Genomic DNA, 14,331 nt, shown 5'->3' with positions numbered 1-14,331 from the left:
ATCACCCTCCGAAAAAATGGCACAACGAGGCTTAGCTGTGTGATTGCACACTGCCATATAGGGTTTGATATAAACCTTCTTGTTCAACCAACTCTCCATGAGTTCCCGCTTGTGTCACTTGTCCATCTTCTAATACATAGATGATGTCTGCTTGTTTTACCGCCGAAAGTCGGTGAGCAACAATAAGTGTTGTACGCCCTTTCAGAAATTCGGTGAGTGCTTTATGTAGCGCAGCCTCAGTAGCGGTATCTAACGCAGAGGTCGCTTCATCAAGTATGACAAATTGAGGATCGTTCAATATCATTCTAGCGATAGCTAGGCGTTGTCGTTGACCGCCGGATAGCCGAATCCCATTGCGACCAATCTGTGTGTCGAGTCCATCGCTCAACTGATTGATCACATCTTGCAGCTGAGCAACCTCGAGCGCATGCCATAGCTTTAAATCATCATAGTGCGCACCAAGCGTGAGATTATGCCTCAAAGTGTCATTAAATAGTATAGGTTGTTGTAATACAACGGCTATCTGGTCACGGATTACATCAAAACTGATGTCATCGACTGTCTCGCCATTAAAGCGGATGGTTCCTGAATTGGCGCGATACACACCGATAAGTAATTGAATTAAAGTTGATTTGCCGCCACCACTTGCACCAACCAGCGCCACTTTTTTCCCTGCGGGGATGTGGAGGTTCAAGTTGTTGAAAATCTGATGCTCTTCGTTGTACGAGAAACAGACGTTGTCAATGTCGACATCGACTTCACGTCCTTCTTTAAATGGGTTCACTTTACTTGGTGGCCTACGTTCTTCTTCCAGATCGAGCAGCAGATTAATTCTGCCCATCGCAGCTTTTGCGCTGTACCAAGCAAACTGAATGCCTAAGAGTTCCTGAACTGGAGTGAGCATGAACCAAAGGTAGCCAAAGACGGCAAAAATTTGGCCAATAGTCAGATCGCTAAAGAGCACCATAAGCATGGCAACCGCGCGAAATAGCTCAAAACCGAGCAAGAAGAGCAAAAAAGAGATGCGACCAGCGGCTTCTGTTTGCCAAGCGTATTTATCTGCATCGACTCGGATATCATCCGCCTGCTTTTTCAGTTGCTCTAGGAACTCTTTTTCTCTGTTAGCGGCACGAAGCTGATAAATACCATCTAATGTTTCGACTAAACGATTTTGGAATTTTTCAAACGATTGGTTTTCTTTCTTTTTCAGGTGCTTTACTTTGCTGCCTAGCATGCGGGAAAAGTAAATGACTATTGGGTTTACTAATAGAATGAAGAGTCCTAAGCGCCAATCTAACCAGAGCAATACCGCAGCCGTCCCCGCAACGGTGAGAAATCCGATGATGAATTTACTTAATGTGGAACCAATAAATTGGTCGATCGTTTCAATGTCAGTCACAAGGTGAGAGTTAATACTGCCACTACCGCGCGTTTCATACTGACGAATGCTAATACGACCTAACTTATCAATCATTTTGCTACGCATCTGATAAGTGATGGTCTTGGAGACAAGGGTAAACTGCCTGTTTTGTAGAATGTTCAGCGCCTGGCTGACGCTACGCATGAGTATGACGAGGAAAAGTGTTAAAAAGATATATCCAGTCGGAGTCTGTAGAGACTCAGGTAACACTAAGTTCATGGCCGCCAGCCCCTGACCAGGTTGATCGAGAAGTATTTCATCAACCATCAAAGGCATTAAAAGAGGAATGGGCACGCTAATCAACGTCGCGATGACGGCAATAATGTTAGCCCCAATCAGTTTGGCTTTATGTTTTTTTGCTTGTGTTATCAACCAAGAACGGCTAATAGTGTTCGGACTATTATTTATCACTATGAGAATGATTCCTATTTATGAATAAGGTCGATTTTACGTAAATTGACTAAGGATGTCTCGAAATTTAAACATGGAACAGCAGTAACAATGACATTTGAACAATACCAGCGTTTAACCAAACAAGCGATTGCACTTTTGGAAGACGAAACCGATCTGATTGCTAACCTTTCTAACCTTAGCGCGTTACTCAATATGGAGTTAGAACAACTCAATTGGGTGGGCTTTTACTTGATGAAAGAGGACGAATTGGTGTTAGGTCCATTTCAGGGAAAGCCAGCGTGCGTAAGAATTCCTGTAGGTCGTGGCGTATGCGGTACGGCGGTTGCACAAAATAGTGTTCAGCGTGTTTACGATGTTCATGAGTTCGAAGGGCACATCGCGTGTGATGCTGCGAGTAACTCTGAGATTGTTGTTCCATTTTCTATCAATGGAAAGATTGCTGGTGTATTAGATATTGACAGCCCAAATATAGGCAGATTTAGCGAGATTGATGAGCAAGGTTTAACATTTTTAATGAGCGAAGTGGAAAAGCTGCTTAATTCACACGCTATCAAGGCATAAATTGCCTCTTCACAGTGGTTTTTCGTATACAGGTCACTATAATACCTGAAATATTTATCTTAATGCTCGCGGGCAGGCCGCAATAACCAGGAATCCTCATGGAAAACACTGAAAAGTTAAAAAACAGCAAAGAAGTTATCACATACATTGCTGAATGTTTCCCTAAGTGCTTTACTTTAGAAGGTGAAGCAAAACCACTTAAAATTGGTATCTTTCAAGATCTTGCGGAACGTCTAAGTGATGATCCTAAAGTAAGTAAAACTCAACTTCGTGCAGCGTTAAGACAGTACACATCATCATGGCGCTACCTACACGGTGTTAAACCAGGCGCAACACGTGTAGACCTAGATGGTAATCCAGCTGGTGAACTAGAAGAAGAACACGTAGAGCACGCAAAGGTTGCACTAGCAGAAAGCAAGGCGAAAGTGCAGGCTCGTCGTAAAGAGCAAGCTCAGAAAGCTCGCGAAGAAGGTAAACAAAAGGCTAAGCCAGCGGCTAAAAAGCCACAAGGCCGTCGCCCGCAACAAAATAAAGCGCAAAAAGCCGCAGCACCAGTAGAGACGCGCGCACTAAATGCTGACGAAATGACAGTTGGCAAACAAGTGAACGTGAACATGGGCAAAGGAAATATGGCTGCAACTATCGTTGAAATTAACAAGGAAGACGTGCGTGTTCAACTGACTAACGGCCTGCAAATGGTTGTAAAAGCGGAGCACTTACGCGCTTAAAGGAGATACTCCTACGCATGAAATGCCGTTCAAAATTGTCGCTGATCGCTGCTAGCTTATCGCTAGCAGCTTTTTCAGCCCATGCTATTGAAGCAAACATCGGTCTAAAAGACTTACCTTCACTTTCTCCTGAAGTTCAGCACGAGACAGCCAGTAAACGTGTCACGTCTTTTTTTAGAACTTCTCACTACAAGCATTTCTCTCTTGATGACCAGTTATCGAAAGCCACATTCGATCGATATATAGAGTTGCTTGATTTCAGTCGAAATGTGTTCACTCAGCAAGATATCGATTCTTTCGCTATGTGGTCAACAAGACTGGATGACCAGCTGAAAACTGGCAAAAACCAGATTGCCTTTGATATCTACAATCTCTCTATAAAGAGACGCTATGAGCGTTTCCGATATGCTTTATCTCTTTTAGACAAAGAGATGCATTTTGATATCGACGAGACCATCGAATTAGATCGTAGTAAAGCGCCTTGGCCAAAAGATACGGCAGAGTTAGATGAGCTTTGGCGAAAACGCGTCAAATATGATGCGCTTAACCTTAAGATGACGGGTAAGAACTGGGATGAGATTAAAGACGTCTTGGGCAAGCGTTACAACAATGCGCTTAAACGTCTGAGCCAAGCTCGTGATGAAGACGCGTTCCAGCTCTATATGAACGCCTTTTCTCGCGAAATCGATCCTCATACCAGTTATTTATCACCAAGAAGTGCGGATCAATTCCAAACTGAAATGAACCTGTCTCTTGAAGGGATTGGTGCTGTTTTGCAGATGACAGAAGACTATACCGTCATTCGTTCACTCGTCGCTGGTGGCCCTGCTTCCAAGAGTAAACGGTTGTCGGAAGGTGATCGCATCATCGGTGTCGGCCAAGACGGCGAGGATATTGTCGATGTTATCGGTTGGCGATTGGATGACGTTGTTCAATTGATCAAAGGTCCAAAAGGCACGAAGGTGTATCTGCAAATCTTGCCAGAAGGTAATGATACGAAAGCAGAGGTGGTTACCATTGTTCGTGACAAGATCCGTCTCGAAGACCGAGCTGTTAAGTCTGAAGTAATAGAAAAGGGCGGCAAAAAGATTGGTGTTCTTGAGGTACCAAGCTTTTACGTTGGACTTTCAAACGACACAGACAAGTTGATTACTGACCTTAAACAGCAAGGTGTAGACGGCATTATTGTTGATCTGCGCAACAATGGTGGTGGCGCGTTAACAGAAGCGACGGCACTTTCCGGTTTGTTTATAACGAGTGGTCCTATTGTTCAAGTTCGGGATAGCTATGGCCGTGTGAAAGTGAACTCGGATGTTGATGGCAAGATCAGTTATGAAGGGCCGCTAGCGGTTTTGATTAACCGATATAGCGCATCGGCGTCAGAAATTTTCGCGGCAGCGATGCAAGACTACGGTCGCGGTGTAGTGCTTGGCGAGAACTCTTTCGGTAAAGGGACGGTTCAGCAGCATCGAACTCTGAGCAAAATTTACGATCTCTTTGAACAGCCGCTAGGGTATGTTCAATACACGATTCAAAAGTTCTATCGAATTAACGGTGGGAGTACGCAGAATAAAGGGGTAGCCCCAGATATTGCGTTCCCTACACCGATTGATGCGAGTGAAACGGGTGAAAGTGTTGAAGATAATGCACTGCCTTGGGATAGTATCGACCGCGCAAAATACAAAGAGTTACAGCGTAACGATAAACTTATTGCGAAGTTAGATGCAAAACACAGAGCGCGCATTGCGAACGATCTTGAGTTTCGTTTAATTGCTGAAGATATCGAAAGATATAAAGCAGAAAAAGACGATAACGAGCTGTCTTTGAATGAAAAGACTCGCAAAGCTGAAAATGACAAATCTGATCAAGAGCGTTTGGCTCGTATCAATCAACGTCAAAAAGCGCAAGGTGGAAAGGCCTACAAGTCTCTGGATGACGTGCCAAAAGACTATGAAGCGCCAGACGCCTATCTGGATGAATCTGTAGAGATCATGCTTGACATGATTAAGTAGAAAAATCAGAAAGTTAAAAAGCGAGCTGTAATAGCTCGCTTTTTTTATGTTCATTATTATTGTGATTAAGGTCAATTATTTCGCAAAATGCAAAGGCACTGCCTATGCTTATAGGAAAAAGTGCGAGGGCGAAGTATGCGATGGATAGGAATTATTTGTATTTTGTTTAGTGTGTCGGTCTGGGCAAGCCCGGCTAGGGACAACGCAGACTTATCCCAGTTTGATCAACCTTTTCTATTGGGTGATTGGTATCTCATCAACCCAAATCCTGGAGAGAGTAAAGAGAACTTTTTGGCGATCAAGCTTTCGCTCGATTCAAGTTATGGCTTTATGATTGATATTCAGAAGCGAGACTACACCGTTGATCATTGGGAAGGAATGTACAGTGCGGATGACGACACAATAGTACTTGGCCTAAATACGAGCGAGCCTCAAACTTATCAATACATGGCCAATCATAATTTATTGATACTCAACGGCGTCACCTTTACCAAAGCACTGTCAAACTCATTAGCTGGATTGTGGTCAAGTGCTCGTTTAGGTGGAGATGACCTTTTAGCGAGTAAAGTGCATCGCATGGACTTACTTCTTCAGCCGGATTTCGTATTTACTTTTAGAGTGAGCAATGCACGCGGTGAGGAGTCCATTCATCAAGGTGTTTACTATACAGAAGGGGATCATCTTGTCTTACTTTATGAGAATGGTGAGCATGATACACGTTATGTTCTCAATCGCGATACACTTACTTTAGGTGAAGAGAAAGGCTCAATGTATGCTGTCCTAAACCGTATCAGGTGAGTGAAAGTTAACAAAGGTCGTTTGTTTGTAGCATGGCGTACTAGTAGACAAATGATTCATTTTTTCATTTTATGTTAGCGAAAATGCGAGGTATTTAATGATAATACCTCGTTTTTTTCTGTTCAGAGAGGTAAGCTAACAACCAATTTGTGAGTGAAGTTTTAACTTTACTTTTTACACTTATGCCGTTTCTCAATGGATGAGTGGGTTGAGGGCGTCCTCAAACAGTGCCTATTCATCTGTATTCGCATAAGTGTGCTCTCCACTATACAGTCAGAAGGATTTAGACATGGCTCAGACTCCACAAGCCAAATATCGTAAAGATTATCAATCACCGTCTCACACTATTACTGATTTGGATTTGACCTTTGACCTGTTTGACAACAACACGGTCGTGACAGCGATCTCTCAGGTAAAACAACTAAAAGATGACACCACGCTAACGCTTGATGGCGAAAACCTAAAGCTGGTTAACGTTGAAGTCAACGGCGAAGCCTGGAATCAGTACCAAGAATCTGAAGGGGCGTTAGAGCTACGTAATCTGCCAGCGCAGTTCGAACTGACTATCGTTACAGAAATTGATCCAGAAGCGAACACGGCACTGGAAGGTCTATACAAATCAGGTGGTGCTTTCTGTACTCAGTGTGAAGCGGAAGGTTTCCGTCGTATCACTTATTACCTGGATCGCCCAGATGTTCTTGCTAAATACACGACAAAAGTGATCGCAGATAAAGGTGAATATCCATACTTGCTGAGTAATGGTAACCGCGTTGCTCAAGGCGATCTAGAAGGTGGCCGTCACTTTGTTCAGTGGCAAGACCCGCATCCAAAACCTGCTTACCTGTTTGCGCTGGTGGCGGGTGATTTCGATGTGTTACGTGACAACTATGTTACCCAGTCTGGCCGCAATGTAGAGCTAGAAATCTTTGTTGATAAAGGCAACTTAGATCGTGCTCCTCACGCGATGACTTCGCTTATCAATTCGATGAAGTGGGACGAAGAACGTTTTGGTCTTGAGTATGACTTAGACATCTACATGATCGTTGCGGTCGACTTTTTCAATATGGGAGCGATGGAGAATAAAGGTCTTAACATCTTTAACTCTAAATTCGTATTGGCTAACGACCAGACGGCAACTGATACAGATTACCTAGGCATTGAAGCTGTTATTGGACACGAATACTTCCATAACTGGACTGGTAACCGCGTAACGTGTCGTGATTGGTTCCAGCTTAGCCTTAAAGAAGGTTTGACGGTATTCCGAGATCAAGAGTTCTCATCGGATCTGGGCTCACGTGCCGTTAACCGAATTAACAATGTTCGTATTATCCGTGGCCCTCAGTTTGCGGAAGATGCAAGCCCGATGTCTCACCCAATTCGCCCTGAAAAAGTAATAGAAATGAATAACTTCTATACTTTAACGGTATACGAAAAGGGCAGTGAAGTGATCCGCATGATGCATACATTGCTGGGTGAAGAAGGCTTCCAAAAAGGCATGAAGCTGTACTTTGAGCGCCATGACGGTACAGCCGCAACGTGTGAAGATTTCGTCGCAGCAATGGAAGACGCCTCTGGTGTTGATTTGACTCAATTCCGCCTATGGTACAGTCAATCAGGTACGCCAACGGTTAAGGTGACAAGCGAATACAATGCAGAGAATAAGACGTATGCATTGACTGTTGCTCAATCAACAGAACCAACACACGAGCAAACTGAGAAGAAACCGCTTCATATTCCATTCGATGTTGAACTCTACACAGCAAATGGCGATGTGATTGAGTTACGCCGTAACGGTGAAAAAGTTCACAATGTCTTGGATGTGACGGAAGCGACTCAAACGTTTGTGTTTGAAAATGTTGATGAAAAACCAATCCCTTCACTGCTTCGTGAGTTTTCTGCACCAGTTATTCTAGAATACAACTACAGTGATGAAGAGCTAGTGTTCTTGATGGTGAACGCTCGCAACGAATTCGCGCGTTGGGATGCAGGGCAGATGTTACTGGCTAAATACATCCGTAGTAATGTTGCTAGCGTTCAAAATGGCGGTTCAGTCGAGCTTCCTGAATCTGTCGTTGATGCATTCCGTGGTGTGTTGCTTTCTCAAGAGCTGGAACCAGCCTTTATTGCAGAGATGATGGCACTACCAAGCCATAACGAAGTGTCTGGTTGGTACAAGCAAGTAGATGTGGATGCAGTAGCTACCGTATTAAAAGCGATCAAAGTTCAGCTTGCGAATGCACTAGTGGATGAGTTCAGTGCACTTTACCACAGCCTGAATCAAGCAGAATACACGGTAGAGCACGCTGCGATTGGTAAGCGTTCATTGCGCAATACGGCGCTAGCTTACTTGGCTCACACAGAGCTTGGTAACGGCCTAGCAGAGAAGCAATACGCAGATGCTAACAATATGACTGACACAGTTGCAGCAATGAGCGCGGCAAACAGTGCACAGTTACCTTGTCGCGAAGCATTGATGGCGGATTACAGTGATAAGTGGAAACACGATGGCCTTGTGATGGATAAGTGGTTTGCTCTGCAAGGGACGAATCCAGCAGAGAATGCACTCGATGTTATCAAGCAGACAATGAACCACGAGGCATTCAGCCTGAAAAACCCAAACCGCACGCGTAGTTTGATTGGTTCGTTCTTGAACATGAACCCAGTCCGATTCCACAATAAGTCGGGAGAAGGCTACAAGTTTGCTGGTGAGATTTTGTGTGAACTCAATACGAGTAACCCTCAAGTTGCATCACGTCTGATTGATCCGCTACTCAAGTTCCGTAAATACGACGAAGAGCGTCAAGCATTAATCAAAGCTGAGTTAGAGGCATTGAAGTCAATGGACAATCTAGCGAAAGACCTCTTTGAAAAAGTAACGAAAGCACTAGAAGCTTAAGTACATCAAAACTCTAAACTAAATAGCACCTTCGGGTGCTATTTTTTTACCCGAAACCTATGGTGAGGAGGTGCCTAGAATTGATATAAATAGCTATCCAGAACGGAAAATCAAAAATGCTGTATGTATAAACAGTATTTTGGGTTGTTCGATAAAAACGCTACATTTTTGAGCAAATACGATGAACTACTACTATTTTTCACTCAATATTTCTTACAACACGTTTCTTTCTCACTATGGGGGCGTGGCCAGTAACGTCGTTGTTAATACAGAGAGCGGCTTGCGTCTTCAGTTACCAGCATCGAGATTCAGGCCATTCTTAAGCCAGCTTGGTGTCAAAGGGCGTTTTCGGTTAATAACTGACCAAAGTAACAAATTTGTTAAGTTAGAAGTTCTGTGATAAAGCCGTTTTCTAGAAGTTTAAACAGAACCTTAATCACATTCTCAAACATTTCACCTCCAGCCTTGTCAAAAGCATTAACGATTTACCAATAAAGCTTTTACAATAGCCCTGCATTACATCAGTTAAGCACTATGCTTACCTAAACCCCTACAAATACATAATATTCTAATAGTGGAGTGTGAATATGACCGCGCGTGAAACACTAATGCCGGTTCTTCTTGAAAAAGTTTACCAGCTTATTCAAGACAAACTCGAGCTTGCTCACCAACCTTTAGTCACTCAACTTGCTCAGCATTTATTCAGCAATATCTCTCAAGACGACTTAATCGAACGTAATGAATCTGACCTTTATGGCGCTGTTGTGAGTCTTTGGCACCATATCAGCGAGAAAAGTGCAGATGACGTTTCTGTTCGCGTCTTTAACCCAACTGTTAGCCGTCAAGGTTGGCAATCCACACACACTATCGTTGAGATAGTCATTCCAGATAGCCCTTTTCTGGTTGACTCAATCAAGATGGCACTAAGTCGTTTAGACCTTGCGTCTCACTTAATGCTTCATGGTCCAACTCAAATTGCGCGTAGCAATTCAGGTGAAATCACTGCGATTAATCAAGGTGAAGGCGCACTTCAGTCTTTGTTCCATATTGAAGTCGACCGCTTAAGCGACAAAGCAGAAATGAACTCTCTGAAAGAGGAGTTGCTTAGTATTCTGAAAGACACCAGCCTAGTTGTGAAAGATTGGCAACCTATGGTGAAAAAGCTGAAAGAAGTCACGAATCAAGTAGAGTCATTGCAGGGTAAAATTCAAATCGAACGTGATCGTTTTGACGAAGCCATTAACTTCCTACGTTGGTTAGGTGACCATAACTTTACGTTCATGGGTTACAAAGAGTATGACTTAGTCTCTATCGAAGGCGACACAGAGCTAAAGCCAACTGACGAAGAAGGTTTGGGCTTGTTTGCTGAGCCATCGCGTGTACGTACTGTTAAGTTATCTGACTTTCCTGATTCCGCACGTTTAGAAGCGAAAAAGCCATTCTTACTGAATATGACCAAAGGTAACGTACCTTCGCGTATTCACCGCCCAGCTTACACGGACTACATTGGCATCAAGAAGTTTGATGACAAAGGTAAAGTTATCGGTGAGCACCGCTTTACGGGTTTATACACTTCAGCGGTATACAACCAAAGTGTTGCAGGTATCCCACTGATCCGTGAAAAGGTTGAACGTATTCTTAAAGCGAGTGGTTACCGTCAGGGATCATACTCGTACAAAGCGCTACACAATATCCTAGAAAACTACCCTCGTGACGAGCTACTTCAAGCGAAAGAAGAAGAGCTGCTTGAAGTGGGTATGGGTGTAGTACAAATGCAAGATCGTGATTTGTTACGCTTGTTCGTGCGCCGCGATCCATATGGTCGTTTCTTCAGCTGCATGGTGTACGTAACTAAAGATCGTTACAACACCGAATTACGTCGTCAGACTCAACGCATCTTAAAGCAGTACTTTGGCTGCGATAAAGAAGTGGAATTTACAACGTATTTCTCTGAAAGCCCACTAGCTAGAACACATTACATTGTTCGTGTTGATAACGACAATATTGACGTAGACGTAAAAACGATTGAGCAAAACTTAATGGAAGCATCTTCAACTTGGGACGATCGCCTGTCTGATGCGATTGTAGCGAACTTTGGTGAAAGTAAAGGTCTGCCTTTATCAAAAGTATACATGCGCGCGTTCCCTCGCTCATACAAAGAAGATGTCATGCCTGGCTCTGCGGTTGATGACATTCAACGCCTAGAAGCATTGAGTGACGATAACAAACTCGGCATGCTTTTCTACCGACCTCAGGAGCTTGCTGCGGATTCAAAAGCGGTGCGATTAAAACTGTACCATCGCGATGAACCTATCCACCTATCGGACGTTATGCCGATGTTGGAGAACCTTGGTCTACGCGTTATCGGTGAGTCACCATACGAAGTACGTAAAGCGAACGGTCAAGTATTCTGGATCCTTGATTTCTCAATGCTTCATAAGAGCGACAAGACCGTTGATCTACGTGAAGCTCGTGATCGTTTCCAACAAGCGTTTGCTGCAATTTGGGCGGGTGAGCTAGAAAGCGATGGATTCAACCGTTTGCTACTAGGTGCTTCTCTATCAGGTCGAGAAATCTCTATCTTGCGTGCTTATGCTCGTTACATGCGTCAGGTTGGCTTCCCATTCAGTCAACAGTACATTGAAGATACATTGAGCCATTATCCAGACCTAGCTAAAGGGTTAGTTGGTCTGTTTGCTAAACGCTTTGATCCTAAATTCAAGGGCAGCGAAAAAGGGCAAAATGATCTCATCAAGAAGATGACAGAGCAGCTTGATCATGTAGAGAGCCTAGATGACGACCGTATCATTCGTCGTTACATGGAGATGATCACTGCGACACTTCGTACTAACTACTACCAGTTGGATGAAAATAATCAGCCAAAACCTTGGTTGTCTCTAAAACTCAAACCAAGTGAGATCCCAGAGATTCCACAACCAGTACCAGCGTTTGAGATTTTCGTCTACGCGCCAGACATTGAAGGTGTACACCTTCGTGGCGGTAAAGTGGCACGTGGTGGTTTACGTTGGTCTGATCGCCAAGAAGATTTCCGTACAGAAGTACTTGGCCTTGTAAAAGCGCAACAAGTTAAAAACACTGTAATCGTTCCTGTGGGTGCGAAAGGTGGTTTCGTTTGTAAACGTCAGCACACATTAAGTGGTCGTGATGAGATCTTCGCGGAAGGTCAACGTTGCTACAAGCGCTTCATTCGTGCGCTACTTGATGTCTCAGACAATATTATCGAAGGTGAAGTTGTTCCACCTAAGAGCGTTGTTCGCCATGATGAAGATGACCCATACCTCGTTGTTGCAGCGGATAAGGGTACGGCAACGTTCTCTGATTTGGCTAACTCTGTATCGGAAGAGTACAACTTCTGGTTAGGTGATGCGTTTGCATCTGGTGGTTCAAATGGTTACGACCACAAAGCGATGGGTATCACAGCGAAAGGTGGTTGGGAATCAGTGAAGCGCCACTTCCGTGAGATGGGCATTAACTGTCAGACGACAGACTTTACTGCCATCGGTGTCGGTGACATGGCGGGTGACGTATTTGGTAACGGTATGCTGCTGTCGAAACACATTCGTCTGCAAGCTGCATTTAACCACATGCATATCTTTATCGATCCAAACCCAGAGTCAGCAACAAGTTGGGAAGAGCGTAATCGCTTATTCAATCTTCCACGTTCAAGCTGGGAAGACTACAACGCAGAATTGATTTCTCAGGGTGGTGGTATCTTCTCTCGTCGTGCTAAGTCGATTGAATTAACGCCAGAAATTCAAAAAATGCTGGGTACGAAGAAAGCATCACTCGCTCCTAATGAACTGATTAAGATGATCCTGAAAATGAAAGTGGATCTTCTGTGGAACGGTGGTATCGGTACCTACGTTAAGTCTTCAAGCGAAACTCACACAGATGTTGGCGATCGCGCGAATGATGTTCTGCGTATTGACGGTCGTGACCTACGTGCAAAAGTTGTCGGTGAAGGTGGTAACTTAGGTATGACTCAGCTTGGTCGTATCGAATACGCTTTGACTGGTGGCCGCGTAAACACGGACTTTGTTGATAACGTGGGTGGCGTGGACTGCTCGGATAACGAAGTGAACATCAAGATCTTCCTGAATGGACTGGTAGCAAATGGTGATCTAACGATCAAACAGCGTAATCAGATCCTAGAATCTATGGAAGATGAAGTTGGTGAGATTGTTCTTGAAGATGCTTACTGTCAGTCTGAATCTATCTCAGTGACAGAGCAGCAGGGCACTTCTTTAGTTAAAGAGAACATTCGCTTTATCCATGCAATGGAGAAATCTGGCTATCTTGATCGTGCGCTTGAGTACATCCCTGATGATGAAACCTTGCTAGAGCGTGAAAAACAGGGCTTAGCTTTAACGCGTCCTGAGCTTGCGGTGTTAGTTGCGTATGCGAAAATGGTTCTGAAGGAAGATCTGGCACAACCAGAAATCGCGAATGATGAGTTCCATGCTGAACAGCTTGTTCGTTACTTCCCGACAGAGTTACGCCGTAACTACAAAGAGCAGATGATTAACCACCCACTGCGTGTCGAAATTATTGCGACAGCTCTTGCGAACCAGATGGTTAACGAGATGGGTTGTAACTTTGTCACTCGTCTGCAAGAAGAAACTGGTGCAACCGTTGTTGACATTGCGAACGCCTATACTGCAGCGCGTGAAGTTTACGGATTGGGACAAGTATTTGAGCAGGTGCGTGAACTTGACAATGATGCATCAACACAAGCTCAGTACGACATGATGTTCCATGTACGTCGCACGCTACGTCGTTTGTCACGCTGGCTTCTACGTAACCGCACGGGTAAACAAACAGTGAATCAGCTGATTGATTTGTACCAAGCGGATGTTGAGACAATCAAAGCTGATCTAGACAACATGCTTGTACCTTCAGAGGTGAAAGAGCACGATGACATGGCTGCGGCGTGGATTGAGCAGGGTATTGCTGCTGAACTAGCCAACTATGTTGCTCGTTTGTCTAGCCTATACTCAGTACTGGATATTTCCACAGTGTCTCGTGAGAAAGGCAAATCAGTTGAGAAAAGTGCGAAGCTGTACTTCAATCTAGGCGATCGTTTGTCACTACACTGGTTCTTAAAACAGATTAACAACCAAGCGGTAGACAACAACTGGCAAGCGTTAGCACGAGCAGCGTTCCGTGAAGATCTTGATTGGCAACAACGTCAACTTACAGGCCAAGTGCTAAGTTGTGGCTGCGCATCAGACGACCTAGACGTAATGAAAGCACTAGAGGACTGGGTTGAAGCGAATGAAACGTCTCTTCAACGCTGGGATAATATCCTCAACGAGTTCAAAGTGGGTTCTGTTCACGAGTTCGCTAAGTTCTCAGTGGCATTGCGCGAATTGATGTTACTGAATCTGAATTGTTCAGCTATAGAGTAGTCTTAACTCATAATTAATTGAAATATTCAGTAAAACATCTGATAATACAGCCCCGTTTATAACGGGGTTTTTT

Annotated in this window: 8 protein-coding genes; 7 read left to right on the top strand and 1 reads right to left on the bottom strand. The window is 44.1% G+C overall.

Annotated elements, in window-relative coordinates; all coding sequences use genetic code 11:
- Window positions 1–31: 31 nt before the first annotated feature.
- Window positions 32–1,828: an ABC transporter ATP-binding protein gene (locus tag NP165_RS06695; RefSeq protein ID WP_257085555.1), complete on the bottom strand. Its 1,797-nt coding sequence runs from the start codon at window positions 1,826–1,828 to the stop codon at window positions 32–34.
- A 93-nt stretch (window positions 1,829–1,921) separates the two neighbouring features.
- Between NP165_RS06695 and msrC the strand changes: the two genes are divergently transcribed.
- The 7 genes from msrC to NP165_RS06660 all read left to right on the top strand — a co-directional run bounded on the left by msrC (window position 1,922) and on the right by NP165_RS06660 (window position 14,258).
- Window positions 1,922–2,395, top strand: a complete 474-nt coding sequence (gene msrC, locus NP165_RS06690; RefSeq protein WP_257083212.1) for a free L-methionine (R)-S-oxide reductase MsrC — start codon at window positions 1,922–1,924, stop codon at window positions 2,393–2,395.
- A gap of 98 nt (window positions 2,396–2,493) precedes the next feature.
- Window positions 2,494–3,123 carry an RNA chaperone ProQ gene (gene proQ / locus NP165_RS06685; RefSeq protein WP_257083211.1) on the top strand — a complete coding sequence of 210 codons (630 nt, stop codon included), beginning with the start codon at window positions 2,494–2,496 and terminating at the stop codon, window positions 3,121–3,123.
- Between the two features lie 17 nt (window positions 3,124–3,140).
- Window positions 3,141–5,135 carry a carboxy terminal-processing peptidase gene (gene prc, locus NP165_RS06680; protein WP_257083210.1) on the top strand — a complete coding sequence of 665 codons (1,995 nt, stop codon included), beginning with the start codon at window positions 3,141–3,143 and terminating at the stop codon, window positions 5,133–5,135.
- A gap of 135 nt (window positions 5,136–5,270) precedes the next feature.
- Window positions 5,271–5,933 (top strand): hypothetical protein, encoded by a 663-nt coding sequence (locus tag NP165_RS06675; protein WP_257083209.1) that lies wholly within the window; start codon window positions 5,271–5,273, stop codon window positions 5,931–5,933.
- A gap of 289 nt (window positions 5,934–6,222) precedes the next feature.
- Window positions 6,223–8,829, top strand: coding sequence for an aminopeptidase N (gene pepN, locus NP165_RS06670; protein WP_257083208.1), 2,607 nt, complete (start codon window positions 6,223–6,225; stop codon window positions 8,827–8,829).
- Between the two features lie 181 nt (window positions 8,830–9,010).
- The gene (locus NP165_RS06665; RefSeq protein ID WP_257083207.1) at window positions 9,011–9,229 is read left to right on the top strand and encodes a DUF2835 domain-containing protein; all 219 of its coding nucleotides are present in this window, start codon (window positions 9,011–9,013) and stop codon (window positions 9,227–9,229) included.
- Between the two features lie 187 nt (window positions 9,230–9,416).
- The gene (locus NP165_RS06660; protein WP_257083206.1) at window positions 9,417–14,258 is read left to right on the top strand and encodes an NAD-glutamate dehydrogenase; all 4,842 of its coding nucleotides are present in this window, start codon (window positions 9,417–9,419) and stop codon (window positions 14,256–14,258) included.
- Window positions 14,259–14,331 lie beyond the last annotated feature (73 nt).

Origin of the sequence: Vibrio japonicus, assembly GCF_024582835.1 — a bacterium.
Lineage (GTDB): Bacteria > Pseudomonadota > Gammaproteobacteria > Enterobacterales > Vibrionaceae > Vibrio > Vibrio japonicus.
This window is presented reverse-complemented; position numbering and strand designations above follow the sequence as displayed.